Below are 17,502 nucleotides of genomic sequence, written 5' to 3'. Positions count from 1 at the left end.
TTCAGGGCGTTACCCCATCATTTGACTTCTCGAAATAGCAGTTCATTGTTGAGCTATTATGTTCAACAATGCTTAAGCTTTTCACTTAAGAACATGTCGTACCTCCCTCTGGGTCGATAATCATTGCATGTGTATCTGCAAGTGACGTTTCACGAGCTAACTTCATCTTTAAAAGTAAACTTTTCCCGGAACCTGAGATCCCCGTCACACCAATGTTATAATTTGGTGGGCGATAATCTGCATTCCCGAACGAATTTAAAAATTCTATTTGCCCAGTAATTTTGTTCTTTCCTATTGGTATACCACCATTAAATCTTCCGGATCCTGACACAAACGGTGCAAATGTACATAAGGCTCGTCTATCGATATTTCGATATGTATCTTGCAAAGTGTTTGGTGCACCTAGTGGCATAACCGCTTTCAAACCACTTTTCACACGATTCCAAGTACTTGCTATCTTAAAGTGTGATGCTTGCATTTCATCCTCAAGGTACTCACATAAAACGTCTAATTCTTTCTTTGATTCTGCATACGCAACAGCCATCGTACTCACCATATAGGAGTCATTCTCATTAAATTGAATTTCATCCATTAAATTGTTTGTATCTTGAATTTTTGCATCTAAGTCTTTTTCTTGGTCAATGTTTCCTCGTGTGCGTTGGAAAGAAAGGTTTGAACGTAACATCGTTAGCTGCATATCTAACGATCGCATCGCTTTCGCTTTTGGCTCTTTATGAATATCAATCATGACATCGACTTCCCCAGCTGAAGTTAACATGTTCAACCAATTGGTTTGCATCATACGAGGGTATCCATCACGTGGAATATAAAACGGACGGAAGAAGGTATTACTTCCTAAAGACTGCTTAATCACCCCATAGTCTTCTGCATCAATTTTCATGCCTTCTGGGGCAATGACATCAAACACGGTTGTTTGATTATCTAATTGAGTGGGTACCTCTTCTTGCTCCTGCTCTTCCTCCTCTAGCTCTAATTCATCTGTTTTTTCTGCTTCTAATTTCTTTTTTTCTTTTTTCTTCTTTCCAAACAACTTCATATTTACGCCACCTCATTATTTGATTTTTCAGCTTTTTCTTCTGCTAGAACTTTCTTTATTAACTCTAGTTTTCTCTCATTTGTTTCACCTGTTGAATACAGAGAGAAGTTTTCATTTTCAATTAAATCTTGGAAACGTGCTTTCACAGCTTTACGACGATTAAACGCTACGTATAAGAGTTCTATCAATTTATCTTTCGTTAACATTTCTACATTAATTTTTGCTTTTGATAATAAATTTCGCGAAGCATTATAACGACGATATAATTCGTTAAACGCTTTATCTACAATCTTTTCTTCCAATTCTTCCTCTGTATCAGCTGTAATCGTACTAATATCCACCTTGTATGGGTAAATTAAATAACGCTTTTGCTCATATCGAGGCTGCGAACGTTGCCAGTACTCTAAGTTATCGATAACTTCTTGACCATATAGTACTGTCTCTGGTGTAAGGTCCTTCGCACCTTTCATCGTTTCTGTCATTTTTCGTACAGGATCTGTTAAATCTACAAATTTACTTTGGATATATACTTTTGTATTAAACTCTAATGTTGTTAACCATGATTCAATTTTGATATCAATTGCTTCTTGTTCCATGTTGGAAAGTAAGTAATAGTTTACTGGATGCGCTTCCGCGATTAGGACAAATGTGTCATCATGATACCGAATCATATGATTGTCAATTTCCTTAATGTCTTCTACAAAAGCGCTAAAGAAATCAACATTATCCTCATCAACTTCTGATTCAGGAGGCATATTCTTTTTATTTTTCTTTCCGCCTTTTTCAGCAATGTGTTTCTCTATCCCGCCCTGGTTTTTCCCCTTTTTTTTAGACCCAAACAGCGGTTTCCCGTTCATTTTCCGATAAAAGAAAAATCCTACAATGGCTATCGCCGCAAAATATATCATTTCTAACATTTATAAATTCTCCTTTGCCCATGTAGTTGTCTCGTATCCTTTTCTCCATTTCCCTTTTTCGGAACGGCTACGCATTTTAATAAGTAAAAACTTATCTAGATACATGTGTTGTTTTTCTTTATAAATAAACGCAAACGCTATTACACCTACTACCGTTGGTATTGCTAAAATTAAGCAAATAAAAAATGCTACCACCGCATCAATAGGTGCAAATAGCTGCCAAAAGAATGGTACATATAAATAAAGAGATGCCCCGCCACCTAATAGATAAATCAATTGGCGTTTGCTCAGCACACCTAACAGTGTTTTTTGTTCCGAAGTCATATCAACAGGAACAGTTACTTTTCTCATTCTGTTTCCTCCTTTGTATAAGAGAAGCTCTCCCCAAATAGAGGAGAGCTTGTACAAACTCTTATGTTAGATTGTTGTAACCCAAGAAGCGATGTCGTACGCTTTGATCATGATAAAGCCTCCAATTGCCGCACAAGCCAAACCAAGCATAGCTTGTGTACGGTTTTCCGGGTTTTTCCCTTGTGCACCTGATAGTTTAATACTTGCGAATACAACACAAGCAACTACCCAAATACCACCAAAACCAATCAATGTTTTTACAAGGGTATTCATGCTATTTTGAACGGTTTGGGCATTCGCACCACTACCTTTTCCAATACCACTCGTAAAACTACTTTTTGCCAGTAAGAAATCTCCTACTGATGTTGTCATAAGTTTTGCAGACAACCAATTCAACATAATTCCTGCACCTCCGGGTGTTTTGCTCGCAAAACGCAAAAAGACCCCAATACACGCACACGTCCCCTAAGGACATGGCGCATATTGAGGTCTTCTCTTATATGCGAACTGATTAATTTTTTATTTTATTGTTAAATCGTATTACATTTATATTATAGCGATACAATTTTAAAAAGACAAGACTTTCTTTACATATTTAGAAAAAATAAAAGCAAGATAGACGTTTCTTCTGCCATCTTACTTTTATTTTTTCTTATTGCCTTTGTTCGGATCGTATAATACCATTTGAATTTGGAAAATATCACTGTCCGTAATACCTAAAACATTCTTCTCTTGTTTAAATGAACGCCATGGCTCTATTTTAATGGACTTCGTAGTTTTGTCCTTTAGCGTATACACATGTATATAATATTCTTCTTCTTTCTTTTTCATAATAACTCCTATTTTACTGTTAAATTAATTAATCAAATAAGTATATAAAAATTACATAATTATTAAGTGCATTATGAAGTAATATGTGTTGATTAGGTGGAGCATAAATTTACTTTATTCCTTCTCTTTACACTCTTTAATTATAGATTCTAATGAAACGAATTCACCACTGTTTATTCGCTGCCTTGCTTCACTTACCTCTAACTTTTCAGAATCAGTTATATATTCATCTCCATCTAAAACAGATTGAAGCAAATCATATATTCTATGTAAATTACAATCACTTACCTGATCGAGCATTTGATGTAGCATTTCCCTTGTTACTTTCATATTTGTTCCTTTCTCCTTCAAAAGCATTCATTTATTTTAAATTATAGCTTACTCTAACATTTAACCAAAAATCGCACTACATAATTACCATGAAGGGGGAATTTTTATATTCAAAAAACTAGTAGTTGGAGGCATTAGCAACTGGTATTGTATTAACAGGATGGATTTGGGCAGCATCGCATGGCCATCAACCTAAGGTTTTAATATACCCTCTAAATAAAAATTTTCTTTCTCTACAGTTAGTTGCCCTGAGAAGTCAGCTCATTTGGAGCCTTTTACTTTCCTTAAGTTGATGGGTATGTGGCGGTACCCCATCACCATCAAGCTAAGAAAAGCAAATACCCCAAAACGAAAAAATTGTCATCTCCAGGAGAAAATGTACATTTTTTTGTTTTGGGGCATAATAAAATTCTTAAGTTGATGGCTGTGTGGCACTACCCCTTCTATAAAGATAACCAAGATTTAGAAATCATATTTTTAGTAGAAAATAGCTATTCTAAATAGTGAATTCATAATTATAAGGAGGAATTTAATTATGACAGTAATTACTAAGCTTAAGCAAACTATTTCTGGATTAAAAAGTGCTCAAGCATGTTTAGAAGGATTTGTTCTTGATACTGACAATCAGCAAGCAAAACAACTGTATCAAAATGCAGCTCAGCAAGCGCAGACAATTATTGATTCTTTAGAACCACGTGTTCAGGAGGTTCAACAAGATGAGCCTCAGTATAATCAATAAAACGCAGTAATCTTCAGATTTTTTGCAGAGGTCTTATCATAGTTAGATTTATATATCTGGGGTTCTGTCGTATGCCCATCAAGTTAAGAAATTGGTTGTTCCTCAAAACGAAAAAATCGAGCTAAATTCTCATAAATAACTGTAAAATAATAAAATTTTCGTTTTGGGGACACTTCAAAATACTAGCTTGATGGATATGGGTCACCATATCAAAAAAAGAAAATTGTACGTTTAGACACAATTTGGACACATTTTTGGATAATCCCCTGTACGTTAAGTGGTGGCAACCGAGATATGGTAAAATGGTTAATCAAAAAGTAGAGGATTTAAAATATGAGAAGTGTGCCATTAAAGGAAAGTGTATACGATGAATAGCGCCAATATAAAATTGAACCCTCAACTGATGAGAAAATGATAGTTCTAACCTTCAACCCTTGCCAATTTCCTCTTTCCACTTTTTAATTTCTTATTAAATAATTTGATAATAACTCCATAAACTAAACCTACTTGTATCTCATAGGAGTGTATTATTCGTGAAAAAAAATTGGATAGTCCACATTCTTTTAATCGTTTCTTTTTGTTACACACAAATACCCATATATGCTTTTACAGATAGTCGTAAGGAGTATGAAAAAACAGGGAAGGTAATTTGGGAAGTAAATACAAAGGAAAAAATAGTTGCAATAACATTTGATGATGGGCCTCATCTTGTTTTTACCCCTCAAATACTTGATATTCTAGCTAAATACAATGCGAAAGCAACCTTTTTCGTAGCAGGTAATAAAGTTAAAAGATTTCCTGCAATTTTAAAAAGGCAAGTAAAAGAAGGACACGAAATTGCTAATCATACTTATAATCATATTTATGATAAAAATATTACCGCTGCTAAATTAACTGCAGAATTAGATCAAACGGATGAAATTATCAAGCAAATTACTGGCTATAAACCAACTCTCTATCGTCCAGTCGGAGGCCTTCACAATGATTTAATTATTAATACAGCTATAAAAAATGGGAAGCTTATTATTCTATGGTCATGGCATCAGGATCCTCAAGATTGGAGAAATCCAGCAGCTAGCAAAATTTCTAAATATATAACCAAAGGTGTTAAACCTGGTAATATCATTTTACTCCATGATTGGAATGGTAGTGAATTTTCTCAGACATCTCAGACAGTTAAGGCATTAGAAAGTATCATGAGGTATTTAAACAACAATGATTATAAATGTGTAACGGTATCTGAAATGCTCTATCGTTCCATAAAAATAATTCCCTCCCCTTTTGATCCTTTTTATCAGTGAATCTAGGCTTATTTACTATCTATTTTTTAAAAATCTATCTTATTTACGGAAATTTATGAAAATTGTCTAGAGGATAATATTTTTAGTAACGCTACATACTAAAGATCATAATGAAAAAAGAGCTTGCTCTTATAGATAAAAACTGAATGAAGAATTGAAAAGTAATTTATTCCTTAATAAATTACAATTTTAAAAAAGGAGAGACGATGTGTCTCTCCTTTTTATCCATGCATATTTAAAGTTAGCGATTAATGTTCATTTTAAAAAATGCTTTAGACTAAATATCGTTGGTCTAATTAGATTTCTCAATTCTTATTTTTCTAATTTAATTAAATAAAGATGTAGACTGCTTGCTAAAGTTCATTTCTTAAAGAGAGTTTTTATTAAAATAAAGTATTAGACTAAATAGTTGCTATTTCACAATTACGACCGATAATGAAATATACGGCATAAATTCAGTTCCTACTAGAAGGACTAATATTCATCATAAGCATTCACAAACATTAAAATTCATCACATGATATAGAGATAGGTGTTCTAAACGAAACCTATTCGAAGCGCTAAGTTTTTTAGGGAAAATAGCGAATTATTGCTATAATTAAATTTATAATATATTTTAGGGAGGAACTCAATTTGAAGAAAACATTAATTGTTGGAGCATTATGCTTATCACTCGCTTCTTTAGCTGCATGTGATAATAACAATGAGGGATCATCGACTGTAGCGAACAAAAATGAGATTGTTATACACATACCTAAAGAAAAGTCTAGAAACCTAGAACGATTTGAAACATTTTCTCAAAATGTTAAAGATAGGAAAAATGACGAAATAAAAATTAAAAATTATTTATATGACGATGAAGCAAAAGTACCAGCGCTAAACACTGTAACTTATAAAGACGAAAAATTCACTTTTACTCATAAATACAATTCTAACTACAGCAAAGATGTATGCAATAAGCTGGTTACTCCTCAAGAAACACATGGTCTGGTATATATGCTAAGAGATTGCTCCCAGTCAGAAGATGGTATTATACTTCATAAAACAGCGAAGGATGGTGAAGGAGTGAACTCCATAGAAAATAAATCTGTTGAATTTATTGAAGTTGAGGGGGATAAGACCTACATATTCGTAAAGCAATTTGATGTTGGAGCATTCGTACACGCTATTGAAACTACAAACTTTGATACACCTTCAAATGCATCTAGTACACAAAAGCCAAATTTCAAAGTAAATGTTCACTTTTTAAGTGGAACAACTCAAACATACTATTTGTGGATTGACAAAGAGAAATCACAAGGAATGATTGTGGATTCAGAACAAACAAACCAAGGACATGAAATCGATAAAATATTTGTAGATGACATCATAAAAGCGTTAAATTAAAACGACATATTTTAATGCGCCTCGTTAAGATGCACTTTTTAGATGATTACATGAACTCCATTACTACGTTAAAAATTGACCGCCATCACAGGTGGTTTTCTTATACTCTGCTATCCTTCCAACTCCGCCAATCATCTCGTCCAACACATTCTCCTTCAGGTACAGAAAGCATATTTTCAGTCTACAACTATTTTTTAATAGTCTAATACTTTTTTCTATAGTCTAAAACATTTTTTTAATCAAACAATTAACTCCACCGCCAAGTTGTTGTTCAGCCATTACTACTAGAAGTTTTGTGATTTCATCACCAACAGAACCGTTTGCACGAGCTGTTGCATCTGCACCAAGCTGTACACCAAATTCTTGGGCGATTTCATATTTCATTTGATCAAGAGCTTGTTCAGCGCCATGTACTAATACTTGCATGAATGTTGGTACTTACGACCTGTTGGTTAATCTATATATCAAGCAACTAATCCTTGTGCGTGATATTTACTTCTTCCTCTTTAGGAATAGATTAAAAACCTACGTTGATAGCTATGTCGCTATACCTATATTTTAAGCTAATATTAATAAAAGAGGCATATTCTAAACATGAAAACAGGACAAGCTATATTGCTTGTCCCATAAGGAGCAATTCATGAGGATTTTTAAAATGTACAAATGACTCATATTGGTAAAATGAATCATTGATAGTTTGTGTAAAATCAATGTAATTATACAAAAAAAAGCAAGTAATTTCATTAATTCCCTGCTATTACAGCACTTGTATACTGAAGGGGAATTCCATTACTGTTAACCTATAAAGGATATGTACAAAACTTTCATTCATTATATAAAAAGTTAATGATTTGGCAGACAATACTTTAGATTGTCTGCCTGTGGGTTTCATGAGCTTGATTGGAAAACTAATTGTTTTCCAAGAGTGAAGCCGCTGGTTCAACCGGCTTAGAAATAGTTTGTGTAAAAATTATAAAAATATGTAAAAAAAGAAAAATTATCATTCACAAATAAAGCAGAGCACTATATAAAAGTGCCCTGCTTTAAATAAGCGCTGTAAGTATAAACATTCTATAAGATAATATGTTTGATTGATTGTAATGTGAAAACATAAGACAAAATCTTTTTAATGTTAATAATAACTAACAAAAAGAAATTGGAGTTTGCTTATTGTTATATAAGATACGTAAAATTGGTTGTTTTTTGGCTTGTTTGAAATGCTTTTAATGAAATTGTTGTCCCTGTTGACCATCTATTTGTTGCCCTTGTTGGCCACCCATTTGTTGCCCTTGTTGGTTACCCATTTGTTGTCCTTGTTGGTTACCCATTTGTTGTCCTTGTTGGTTACCCATTTGTTGTCCTTGTTGGTTACCCATTTGTTGTCCTTGTTGGTTACCCATTTGTTTAATTTGTTGCTGAGCTTGAGATATAGCTTGATTGATTTGATTTAATGTTTGATTTGATTGAAGGTGCTGTAAGCCTTGATTTAAAGTTTGGATGGCTTGTTGAATAGTTTGTTGTAATTGCTGATCAGCTTGTTGCATTTGTTGTTGAGACTGTTGACTAAATTGTTGCAGTTGTTGCATCAATTGATTGGCCTGTTGAAGACCTTGCTGATTTTGCTGTCCTTGTTGTTGCTGTCCTTGTTGTTGCTGTCCTTGTGAAGAAGATTGGGACACCTGAGATAAAGCTTGTTGTAAATGTTGCACTTGGTGTTGAATTGCACTTAATTCTTGAGAAATTTCTGTATCCGCTGCCTTACGTGCTACAGCTTCAATTTTCTTTTCTGTTTTTTTGTCCATTTAAAAATCCTCCTTTTGTACCCACATTGTAAGTAGGAACATTTTTATCATGTACAAATTTTTTTTTTCAATACCTAAAAGTGTAATATTAATATAGAGTATTTTCTACTCAGATTTGACTGCCAATACCATTGATCTACTTCTATCGAAATTCCCAATGACTGTTGTTTTAACAAAGGGGAATACCAGCTTTCTGATAACCAATGAAAAATTAATATTCTCTATAAATGAGAGGCTAATTTGCTTCTGTATATTCTTTCATTACTTTATAAAACGTATTTTTCTTTAGTTCTAACATTTCCATAAACATAACAGCAGTTATTTCTCCACTTTTCCATTTTGAATGAGTTTCTTCTATTTGAAACGCTTATTTAGTCCTTCTGGACTCATAAGAGTTCCTGTAACAGCATGAAGTTGACTACACAGTCGAACTAAGGAATCACTCGCGACACGTTGACTAATCCAAACACAGATAATAGCTAAATCATGACCTGAAAATTTACGCTTTCGTTGTACAAAAGTTAGTTCTCTAGCAAGATTCTCTAAAAATGAGGGAGTAAGATGTTGATGTAACTCTTCAGCAAATAATTGTAGTTCACCTTGAATCGAAAGATTCATAACAAACGCCATCCTTTCTGTATATTTCTACAAAAAGAATAGCGTTTTTGAGGTCGAATTAATATGAGGTTATATTGGTTTAATAATATCCTATAAATAAATTCTCTTGTAGAGTTTAATTTTTGGGAACGGTATTATAATTTATAAGGATTATTTTTTGTTGAATTTTCCAATTCATTTTCGAGGGAAAGCTTAAGACTTTTCTTTTTCTTTTCAATGGATGTGATCTTATGAAAAGTTAACAAAGATAACATAGAGAATAATTTATAATATATCTCTGTAGATCCGTTCTTATTGTTTGAAATAATTTGCTCCATAGTATAGAATCTCCTTTTTTAATACAGTCCTGTTTCTAATTTCAATAATTGGTTATTATTGTACCAATTTTAATTGAAAGCTTCTACATTACTAATTATTAATTCTTGAAAATTTACATTCTAATTCTATATTTACCTTTGACAGTACATTTTTTTTCATTTTGGGGATACTTCAAAATGTTAAGTTGATGGGCATGTATGGTGACCCCTAATATCCTCAAAATTAGGAAGCAAAGTATACATTTAAAATATGATAAAGTGAAACTTTAATCAGTGGGGATTTTATTCATCCCCCACTGATTATTAGCCTTCACCAATCGGGCTTTTACGGGCAGTTTACCTCCCACCTAACTCCTTTGTTTTTACAAATAATACTCAAACATTTTTGCAACCTTTTCTTTCATTTTTTCTTTTATAGATAATTGATTGACGTCAGAGGATGTTACTCGCTTTGAATTTTGTAAGTCTACATTAATGACTGGCTTTATTTTAGAAATATAGACAGGGTCATGGATATAACAGTTCATTTCTTCATTTAAATGAAACGAGCGCGAATCAAAATTCACGGTCCCAACCATCAATACGTTTTCATCAATCAAGAATGCTTTACCGTGTAACACTCCCTCTTTATAACCATATACTTCCATTCCTTGTTTTAATGCTTTTCGGATATATGGGTACGCTGCTTCTTTAACTAACAGTGCATCCGAATGAGGTGAGAACAGAATTTTGACACGAACTCCCCTCTTTCTTGCATCTACTAATGCGTTCCAAATAGTTTTGTCTTTTGGTATAAAATAAGGTGTTACTATAATGATGGACTCTTTTGCTTGTTGAAACAGCCTTGCATAATCTTGCCCAAGTTTTTCTCCGCTGTAATATGCAGTAAATCGATGCGAGGTTGTTCCCTTTTCCTTTGTCGCACTGTGTATCGGAATCGGTTTCTCTGAGTTTTTTTTCCAGTCTAAAACAAATTGTTGTTCTAGATCTTGAACTCCTTCTCCTCGTATTTGAAGGTGATAATCTCTCCAGTGACCGAGTTTTGCTTTTTCTCCTAAATACTTCTTGCCAATATTAAATCCGCCAATGTACCCAATCCTTCCATCAATAACTGAAATACGACGATGATTTCGATGATCCAAAGAAGCAGAAAGATAAGGAAAAGCAGGCTTATTGTAATACGTAAAATGCACTCCTTTTTTAACTAATAATTCTCTTTCCTTTTTCTTTAGTAAAATTCCTCCTAGCCTATCCACTGCATAGTATACTTCTACACCTTCCTGACTTTTTTGCCTCAACAAATCTAGAAACTGATGACTTACTTTATCATCAGCAATAGAGAAGAAGCTAATATGCACGTAATGTTTTGCTTTCTTTATATCTGAGAATAATTGATTGTTTAACTGTTTCCCATCTGTATACATAGTAATATCACTTTGACGAATAGGGTATTGGCTAGGCTGTTGGGCAAATCTCCCACTTTTTTCAGCTACTGTTCTGTCAATTTCATCCCAAACAAACAAAACAAAACATACGCCGATAAATACAAAGAGGAGCAATCGGAAAATTTTACCTATCTTTTTCAGCATATCTAATCTCCTTTATATATCATTGTTTTTTTCTGTTAGTTTTTGTTATCGGGACAAAATTATTCCACAGCCATCCATGAAGCTAGTCTTTACCATAGAACATGTAAGTAAATTACGTTCTTACATGGTAGATTTTCTTATGAATTTTCTATTCAAGTCAAGTTAACATAACCCCACTTATCGGTAGTATCCGAAAAAGCCAACTTCTTATCTTTTTCGGATAAGGGATCCCGCCACATGCCCATCAACCTAAGGCCTTGAAGTACCCCCTAAACGAAATATTTACTTTTCTACAATAAACTAACAAACCAAAGTTTATATACGTAAAAAGAATCGCTGTTGTTAAATAAGCGACCTGAGTACTTCTCATCATCATTCTTATGAGAAGTACAAAAAAGTTAGTATTTTACTAGCTTTTTTGTGTATACATTGTTCGTGAATAATAAAGTTGTTCAAAAATATTGATTATGTAATGGAATTTCATTCCACATCTTTTGTATTATTGTTATTCGATTAGATATACTTATAAATTTTGATAATTAATAACTAATTTATTTATAGCAAAAAGAAGTCTATGCTTTATTTATAAATTCGTTTGAATGGAGTGAACCTATGAAAGTATTTGACACACATTTACATATTATCGATCCAGAATTTCCATTGTACGAAAATCAAGGGTATATGCCAGATCCATTTACGTCTGAAGATTATTTACGCACTGTCAGCAATTTAAATGTAATTGGTGGTGCAATTGTCTCTGGTTCCTTTCAAAAGTTTGATCAAACTTACTTAGTAAATGCATTACAAACATTAGGGAAGAACTTTGTTGGTGTCACGCAGTTACCCTATGATACATCAGATGATGAAATTATTAAATTGAATGAGAAAGGTGTTAAGGCACTTCGTTTTAACGTAAATCGAGGTGGTTCAGAGGATATATCACGTTTAGACTATTTTGCTAGAAGAGTATTTGAATTAGTAAATTGGCATACGGAGCTTTATATTAATTCAAATGCCTTACCAGAGATAACAAATATATTAGAAAAACTGCCAAAAGTATCAATTGATCATTTAGGTTTATCAAAAGAAGGTCTCCCTAATTTATTAGCTTTAGTCGAAAAAGGAGTTCGAATAAAAGCTACTGGATTTGGAAGAATTGACTTTGATGCTGCTGAAGCAATGAAAGCAATTTATTCGATTAACCCTGATGCGTTAATGTTTGGAACTGATCTGCCTTCAACAAGGGCAAAGATACCATTCCGATATTCAGATATAGAGTTAATTAAAAATGAATTTGAAGAAGAAGCCATAAAAAAAATTCTTTATAAAAACGCCTTTGACTGGTATCTAAAATAAGGGTTCGACCGCATCGTCATTGAGCTAACAAAACAAAATATCCCCTAAAATGAAAAAATACGCTATTCTTTCTGTAGAATCATAGGAAAGGATGGCGTTTTTTATGTCTGTTTCTGTGTCTGATGAATTACAACTATTTGCTCAAGAGATTCAAAGTTTTTTATCTCCAAATACCTTACGGAATCTTGCTAGAGATGTTGGTTTTGTACAACGAACCAGTAAGTACCAAGCAAAAGATTTAATAGCTTTATGTGTATGGGTGAGCCAAAATGTAGCTATGACTTCTTTAACTCAATTATCTAGCTGTTTAGAAGCATCAACAGCAGTACTTATCAGTCCTGAGGGACTGAATCAACGATTTAATAAGGCGGCCGTCCAACTTTTACAACACCTACTAGCCGAACTATTAAGCAAAAAATTGGCCGCATCTATGCCGATTTCTTCTCCATACACTTCTGTTTTCAAGCGTATTCGTATTTTAGATTCAACTGCATTTCAACTCCCGGATGTATTTTCATCGGTTTATCCAGGTGCAGGAGGATGCAGCCATACAGCTGGGATAAAAATTCAACTTGAGTATGATTTGTTAAGTGGACAGTTCCTACATATTCATACAGGTCCAGGTAAACAACATGATCGCACTTACGGCTCTCTGTGTGCCCCAACTGTGACGGCGAATGATTTATGTATCCGAGATTTAGGTTATTTTCATTTAAAAGACCTTCAATATATACAAGATAAAGAGGCCTACTATATCTCTCGTATCAAGTCGAATACACGTATTTATCAAAAAAATCCTAACCCTGATTATTTTCAAGATGGAAGAATTAAGAAAGGTACAGAGTATATACAGATAGATATGGAGACGGTAATGAACTCTCTTCAACCAGGACAAACATGTGAAATAGCTGATGCTTATGTAGGTATGATTGATAAAGTGCCAGCTCGTGTAATTTTTCATCGATTAACAAAACAACAGCAACAAAAACGATTACAAGATCAAGCTGTACGAGAAAAAAAGAAAGGAATGAAGTATTCTCCTCGTAGTAAACGACTCAGTGGTATCAATGTATATATGACAAACACCCCTACAGATATTGTCCCGATGGGACAGGTACATGACAGGTATTCTTTGCGTTGGCAAATCGAAATTTTATTTAAAACGTGGAAGTCATTCTTTCAAATTCATCATTGTAAAAAGATAAAACCAGAACGATTGGAGTGCCATTTATATGGTCAGTTGATTGCCATTCTACTCTGTTCTTCTATCATGTTTCAGATGCGCCAATTGCTCCTCATGAAGAAAAAACGAGAGCTTAGTGAGTATAAAGCCATATATATGATTAAAGACTATTTTCTTCTTCTATTCCAAACTATACAAAACATACTAAGATTAGTAGTGCAGACCAAGGCATTGGTTCGCACTACTATTTTTTATATAGTAGAAGTGAAGAGGAGGTCGTGGGTGTTTTGGGATCCTGAATCCGTATACAAAACTGACCTTCTTCACTTACCTTATTTGAATCAGTTTTTAGTATGTTGGTCTTCGAGATCGTGTATAAGAAATGAGAATCGATAAGTGTAAGTTGAAGACTTCAATTCCACCTGAGGAGGCGCTATATGAAACACGTTATTGCATTTGATGTCAGTATGGGTAAAAGTTATATGGTAATTTATAATGCACAAAAACAATGCGTATTCGAAAGTGAAATCAAGCATTCTAAGCCTGATTTTAAAAAGCTACAAGAAAAGATACATAAGCTTACAGATGAAACCGGTGAATCACCTGAAATTGTGTTCGAAGCAACAGGGATCTATTCCAGACAGCTAGAACGATTTATGCAAAATAACCAGTATACATATTGTTTATTAAACCCATTAGAAGCCAAAATACAATGTGATTCCTTGCGGATTCATAAGACAGACCGAAGCGACGCACACCGATTAGCTCTCACTCATTTTACAGTTACCCGAAGGGTATCTACCGGAACTGATAATTTATTCTATCAGTTAAAATCTCTTTCTAGATTATATAGTGAACTGGATGATGAATTATCAATAATTCGCGGCCGTATGCATAAAGTAATCCAATTAACATTTCCAGAATTGGAAAGAATATTTACTAGTAAATCTGATTTGTTTTTAAATTTTGTTCAACTATTTCCCCACCCAGATTGTGTTTTAGGTCTTTCTAAAACCATTATAAAAAATCGTATTCGTGCCAATACCAATAAAAAAATATCAAATATTACGGCGGAGAAAAAAGCGATTCAGATACTTGAAATAGCGAAAATTTGCTATCCTGCTGTTTCTCAGAACGATGTTCTGTGTGACCAGCTCAAATTATACGCAAGGCGCTATCAAGAGCTTCTTCACCAAAAAGAAAGCTGTATTAGCAAGATGGTGTATGTAGCTGAGCAACGCGCAGAATACGATATCATTCGCAGTCTCCCTGGGATTGGACCGAATACTGCCGTACGCTTGATGGCTGAAATAGGAGATATTACTCGTTTTAACAATAACAAGCAACTCAATGCATTTGCTGGTATTGATATACGCCGTTTTCAATCAGGTAAAACCTTTTTTAAAGATAAAATCAATAAACGTGGAAATAAACATTTGCGGAAGCTCCTTTTCCTCATCATCCAGAACATGATTAAACAACGACGTTACGGACAAAATCATATTGTTGAGTATTACGATAAATTAAAAACGCAACCTTATAACAAGTGTCATAAAGTTGCGTCCATTGCATGTGTAAATAAATTATTGAAGCTTCTCTTCTATCTCATTACACATAATATGCACTATGATTATCGGTTAGCCGCCTAAAACCATAGTTTCATCCATCGTACCATATCTTCCCCCTAGTAAAAAATGGACACATATTAGGGGTATTTGGCTTGCATTCTAATTGGCTTAAAATCTCTGGCATTTAATCAATTATAACTCTAAAAAACATTTGACTAATCGTAAGAAAGAACACCCAAGAGCTATCAAAGGTGTTACTTCGTCTGTTCAATCTCCTACAGCAAAACGGGCGGAAATCTCATCGATATGAGAAAAAAACGGTCTTTGATATATTAGGTGTCGTTTACAATTGTACCCTGTCTGATAATCAAGCCGCTTAATTCAAAAAAGTGAAACCCGTTAGGGTTTATTTCGTATGCAAATCTTTCAATCACCTACACTTGCCCTTTAGGAAAAAGAAACAATCTCGTCTAAAATTGACTTTGCATAATCTTAGCTTGATAGCGATGTGGCGGTACCCCAATAAGAAAAACCACAGCAATCGCTGTGGTTTTGACCAAAACTATATTGTAAATGCTCATAGCATTGTATGTTGGATTTCAATTGTAAGTTCCAATGTAAACTTTTTAATATTAGTTTACATTGGAACTTACAATTGATTTTATTGGATTTATCGCGATTCATCTATCCCCTCAAAAACGACTATAAAAGTATACATTCAAAATACTATAAATAAAGAGAACAGAAAACCTATAAACAAAAAAAGCTAGATCCATGCTAGCTTTTTTACATAATTTCTATTAGCTGAAGTTATAGCTACAATATTTTTGAAAAAAATCACTTACAGTATTTTATGCTATTTGTCAGGATTGGCCGTCCTAATTTCTCTGTCTTTGAATTGGAAGGACGCACTTGAATTTGAACACCTTTCATTTCAGCTGTAATAATGTCAATTCTTCCTGCCCATGTAGGACCGCCCTCTTCAACAGAGGGATACATTTTAAAACGCCAACTAATTTCATCTGGAATAAAAGCAAATCCCTCATACATGTCATAATTGCCCAAAGTACTTGGATCAGGTAAGTGAAGAGCATGGATACTTATACTTGTTCGTGGGAAACTTAGTGTCAGCTTCACCTTATACACCAATGCTACTCCTTTTGCATTCTTATCCTCTTTATTGATGGGTTCTAATATTAAACTACATGGTAAAGCCGGTGAAGAATCTGCTTGAATTTGATTTGGACTTACAACAATTATTATAGCCAGCACTAATACCCAAATAAATTTCCGCATTGTTTCTTTCCTCCTAAATGCTTATTTGGGTTAGGTTTCCTCTCCTATTACATTCTTATTAAGTTGGATTTTTGTTGTATAACATATTCATATGAGGTTTACATAATCCCACTTATCGGTATTCAATGTATTTTAAAAAAACCCTTCAGTTTGTTTGCTGAAGGATTTTCGTATTTACATAATTATCGTTATCGGCAATCAAAAACATTCGAATTCTATTATGTTGCCTTCAAAATTTAGCTAATGACTTGTAACTTTCTTAAATAGAGGTAATACCAGTACACCCACATATAAGGGATGATATAGGAGAAAAATGTCCAAACAATATTCCAGCCGTTACCATATACGACTTTCCCACTTAAAACTAATGTCATTTCAAGAAGAGTAGTAAATAGCGATATGAAAAAGACCATCAAGTAAGGTCTTTTGGTTTTCTTTATAAAGAATATCAAGTAACTTGCCAAAATCGGATAAAGTCCTATATTGAAAGGTAAGCCAGACAAAGTTTTTTGATTAAGGAAAGGAGCAATTCTCCAAAAACCACAATAAAAGCCGAATTCATTTACAACAAAAGCAACAACACAAAAAAATGAGCCAATCAGAGGTATAATCCCTCTCTCTTTTTTGTAAAGATGAAAAATTCCAACAGCCCAAGGTAACACAAATGCAATTAGAATATTAAATAGCATTTTGACTCTACCTTCCTTTCCTTATAACCATCTTCACCTTACTCCTTATAATTTAAACTAAAAAAGTTTTCCAAACCAACGCAATATGATAATTACAATCAACTGAGTTATGATTAAATTATAAGACTGCTTAATTCTTATTTTGTTTTCAAAAATATATCCCATATACAAA

16 protein-coding genes and 5 pseudogenes are annotated in these 17,502 nt (G+C 33.6%); 7 read left to right on the top strand and 14 right to left on the bottom strand.

Features of this window, described 5'->3' with window-relative positions; all coding sequences use genetic code 11:
• Window positions 1–103 precede the first annotated feature (103 nt).
• The 6 genes and pseudogenes from MKX77_RS28200 to MKX77_RS28175 form a co-directional block, all read right to left on the bottom strand.
• Window positions 104–1,057: pseudogene (locus MKX77_RS28200) on the bottom strand (VirB4 family type IV secretion system protein); the annotation flags it as partial.
• Between the two features lie 2 nt (window positions 1,058–1,059).
• Complete coding sequence (locus tag MKX77_RS28195) at window positions 1,060–1,974, bottom strand: hypothetical protein (RefSeq protein ID WP_341308454.1); 915 nt, start codon at window positions 1,972–1,974, stop codon at window positions 1,060–1,062.
• Window positions 1,975–2,325 carry a PrgI family protein gene (locus MKX77_RS28190; protein WP_341308453.1) on the bottom strand — a complete coding sequence of 117 codons (351 nt, stop codon included), beginning with the start codon at window positions 2,323–2,325 and terminating at the stop codon, window positions 1,975–1,977.
• Window positions 2,326–2,391: 66 nt separating this feature from the next.
• A pseudogene (locus MKX77_RS28185) lies at window positions 2,392–2,807 on the bottom strand (hypothetical protein).
• Window positions 2,808–2,967: 160 nt separating this feature from the next.
• The gene (locus MKX77_RS28180) at window positions 2,968–3,156 is read right to left on the bottom strand and encodes a hypothetical protein (RefSeq protein ID WP_341308452.1); all 189 of its coding nucleotides are present in this window, start codon (window positions 3,154–3,156) and stop codon (window positions 2,968–2,970) included.
• Between the two features lie 114 nt (window positions 3,157–3,270).
• Window positions 3,271–3,486 carry a hypothetical protein gene (locus tag MKX77_RS28175; RefSeq protein ID WP_341308451.1) on the bottom strand — a complete coding sequence of 72 codons (216 nt, stop codon included), beginning with the start codon at window positions 3,484–3,486 and terminating at the stop codon, window positions 3,271–3,273.
• A gap of 535 nt (window positions 3,487–4,021) precedes the next feature.
• Here MKX77_RS28175 and MKX77_RS28170 point away from each other — a divergent pair.
• From MKX77_RS28170 to MKX77_RS28160, 3 genes are all read left to right on the top strand, one after another.
• Window positions 4,022–4,225, top strand: a complete 204-nt coding sequence (locus MKX77_RS28170) for a DUF1657 domain-containing protein (RefSeq protein ID WP_341308450.1) — start codon at window positions 4,022–4,024, stop codon at window positions 4,223–4,225.
• Between the two features lie 533 nt (window positions 4,226–4,758).
• The gene (locus tag MKX77_RS28165) at window positions 4,759–5,526 is read left to right on the top strand and encodes a polysaccharide deacetylase family protein (RefSeq protein ID WP_341308449.1); all 768 of its coding nucleotides are present in this window, start codon (window positions 4,759–4,761) and stop codon (window positions 5,524–5,526) included.
• A 633-nt stretch (window positions 5,527–6,159) separates the two neighbouring features.
• Window positions 6,160–6,912 (top strand): DUF4362 domain-containing protein, encoded by a 753-nt coding sequence (locus MKX77_RS28160; RefSeq protein ID WP_341308448.1) that lies wholly within the window; start codon window positions 6,160–6,162, stop codon window positions 6,910–6,912.
• 222 nt (window positions 6,913–7,134) lie between these two features.
• Here MKX77_RS28160 and MKX77_RS28155 read toward each other — a convergent pair whose 3' ends face one another.
• From MKX77_RS28155 to MKX77_RS28130, 6 genes and pseudogenes are all read right to left on the bottom strand, one after another.
• Complete coding sequence (locus MKX77_RS28155; protein ID WP_341308447.1) at window positions 7,135–7,338, bottom strand: alpha/beta-type small acid-soluble spore protein; 204 nt, start codon at window positions 7,336–7,338, stop codon at window positions 7,135–7,137.
• 797 nt (window positions 7,339–8,135) lie between these two features.
• Window positions 8,136–8,714 carry a hypothetical protein gene (locus MKX77_RS28150; RefSeq protein WP_341308446.1) on the bottom strand — a complete coding sequence of 193 codons (579 nt, stop codon included), beginning with the start codon at window positions 8,712–8,714 and terminating at the stop codon, window positions 8,136–8,138.
• A 235-nt stretch (window positions 8,715–8,949) separates the two neighbouring features.
• Window positions 8,950–9,072 (bottom strand): annotated as a pseudogene (locus MKX77_RS28145) (recombinase family protein); the annotation flags it as partial.
• Window positions 9,073–9,074: 2 nt separating this feature from the next.
• A pseudogene (locus tag MKX77_RS28140) lies at window positions 9,075–9,332 on the bottom strand (IS4 family transposase); the annotation flags it as partial.
• Window positions 9,333–9,466: 134 nt separating this feature from the next.
• Window positions 9,467–9,649, bottom strand: coding sequence for a hypothetical protein (locus MKX77_RS28135; RefSeq protein WP_341308445.1), 183 nt, complete (start codon window positions 9,647–9,649; stop codon window positions 9,467–9,469).
• Between the two features lie 362 nt (window positions 9,650–10,011).
• Entirely contained in the window at window positions 10,012–11,238 is a 1,227-nt protein-coding gene (locus MKX77_RS28130) for a phospholipase D-like domain-containing protein (protein ID WP_341308444.1), read from the bottom strand.
• Window positions 11,239–11,850: 612 nt separating this feature from the next.
• Between MKX77_RS28130 and MKX77_RS28125 the strand changes: the two genes are divergently transcribed.
• From MKX77_RS28125 to MKX77_RS28110, 4 genes and pseudogenes are all read left to right on the top strand, one after another.
• Window positions 11,851–12,594, top strand: a complete 744-nt coding sequence (locus MKX77_RS28125) for an amidohydrolase family protein (protein ID WP_341308443.1) — start codon at window positions 11,851–11,853, stop codon at window positions 12,592–12,594.
• A 103-nt stretch (window positions 12,595–12,697) separates the two neighbouring features.
• Window positions 12,698–14,173, top strand: coding sequence for an IS4 family transposase (locus MKX77_RS28120; protein WP_341308442.1), 1,476 nt, complete (start codon window positions 12,698–12,700; stop codon window positions 14,171–14,173).
• A gap of 41 nt (window positions 14,174–14,214) precedes the next feature.
• Entirely contained in the window at window positions 14,215–15,426 is a 1,212-nt protein-coding gene (locus MKX77_RS28115) for an IS110 family transposase (protein ID WP_002203979.1), read from the top strand.
• A 140-nt stretch (window positions 15,427–15,566) separates the two neighbouring features.
• Window positions 15,567–15,725, top strand: a pseudogene (locus MKX77_RS28110) (IS4 family transposase); the annotation flags it as partial.
• Window positions 15,726–16,182: 457 nt separating this feature from the next.
• Here the strand turns inward: MKX77_RS28110 and MKX77_RS28105 are convergent.
• Window positions 16,183–16,641, bottom strand: coding sequence for a hypothetical protein (locus MKX77_RS28105; protein WP_341308441.1), 459 nt, complete (start codon window positions 16,639–16,641; stop codon window positions 16,183–16,185).
• 236 nt (window positions 16,642–16,877) lie between these two features.
• Window positions 16,878–17,330, bottom strand: coding sequence for a CBO0543 family protein (locus MKX77_RS28100; RefSeq protein ID WP_341308440.1), 453 nt, complete (start codon window positions 17,328–17,330; stop codon window positions 16,878–16,880).
• Between the last annotated feature and the right edge of the window lie 172 nt (window positions 17,331–17,502).

The sequence above is a fragment of the Bacillus sp. FSL R9-9410 genome, from assembly GCF_038050385.1.
GTDB classification, from domain to species: Bacteria; Bacillota; Bacilli; order Bacillales; family Bacillaceae_G; genus Bacillus_A; species Bacillus_A cereus_U.
This window is presented reverse-complemented; position numbering and strand designations above follow the sequence as displayed.

What these genes read in the sequence shown, in the direction of transcription:
- MKX77_RS28195 (WP_341308454.1), bottom strand. Translation starts at nt 1,974, where the DNA reads ATGTTAGAAATGATATATTTTGCGGCGATAGCCATTGTAGGATTTTTC.
- MKX77_RS28190 (WP_341308453.1), bottom strand. Translation starts at nt 2,325, where the DNA reads ATGAGAAAAGTAACTGTTCCTGTTGATATGACTTCGGAACAAAAAACA.
- MKX77_RS28180 (WP_341308452.1), bottom strand. Translation starts at nt 3,156, where the DNA reads ATGAAAAAGAAAGAAGAAGAATATTATATACATGTGTATACGCTAAAG.
- MKX77_RS28175 (WP_341308451.1), bottom strand. Translation starts at nt 3,486, where the DNA reads ATGAAAGTAACAAGGGAAATGCTACATCAAATGCTCGATCAGGTAAGT.
- MKX77_RS28170 (WP_341308450.1), top strand. Translation starts at nt 4,022, where the DNA reads ATGACAGTAATTACTAAGCTTAAGCAAACTATTTCTGGATTAAAAAGT.
- MKX77_RS28155 (WP_341308447.1), bottom strand. Translation starts at nt 7,338, where the DNA reads ATGCAAGTATTAGTACATGGCGCTGAACAAGCTCTTGATCAAATGAAA.
- MKX77_RS28150 (WP_341308446.1), bottom strand. Translation starts at nt 8,714, where the DNA reads ATGGACAAAAAAACAGAAAAGAAAATTGAAGCTGTAGCACGTAAGGCA.
- MKX77_RS28135 (WP_341308445.1), bottom strand. Translation starts at nt 9,649, where the DNA reads ATGGAGCAAATTATTTCAAACAATAAGAACGGATCTACAGAGATATAT.
- MKX77_RS28130 (WP_341308444.1), bottom strand. Translation starts at nt 11,238, where the DNA reads ATGCTGAAAAAGATAGGTAAAATTTTCCGATTGCTCCTCTTTGTATTT.
- MKX77_RS28125 (WP_341308443.1), top strand. Translation starts at nt 11,851, where the DNA reads ATGAAAGTATTTGACACACATTTACATATTATCGATCCAGAATTTCCA.
- MKX77_RS28120 (WP_341308442.1), top strand. Translation starts at nt 12,698, where the DNA reads ATGTCTGTTTCTGTGTCTGATGAATTACAACTATTTGCTCAAGAGATT.
- MKX77_RS28115 (WP_002203979.1), top strand. Translation starts at nt 14,215, where the DNA reads ATGAAACACGTTATTGCATTTGATGTCAGTATGGGTAAAAGTTATATG.
- MKX77_RS28105 (WP_341308441.1), bottom strand. Translation starts at nt 16,641, where the DNA reads ATGCGGAAATTTATTTGGGTATTAGTGCTGGCTATAATAATTGTTGTA.
- MKX77_RS28100 (WP_341308440.1), bottom strand. Translation starts at nt 17,330, where the DNA reads ATGCTATTTAATATTCTAATTGCATTTGTGTTACCTTGGGCTGTTGGA.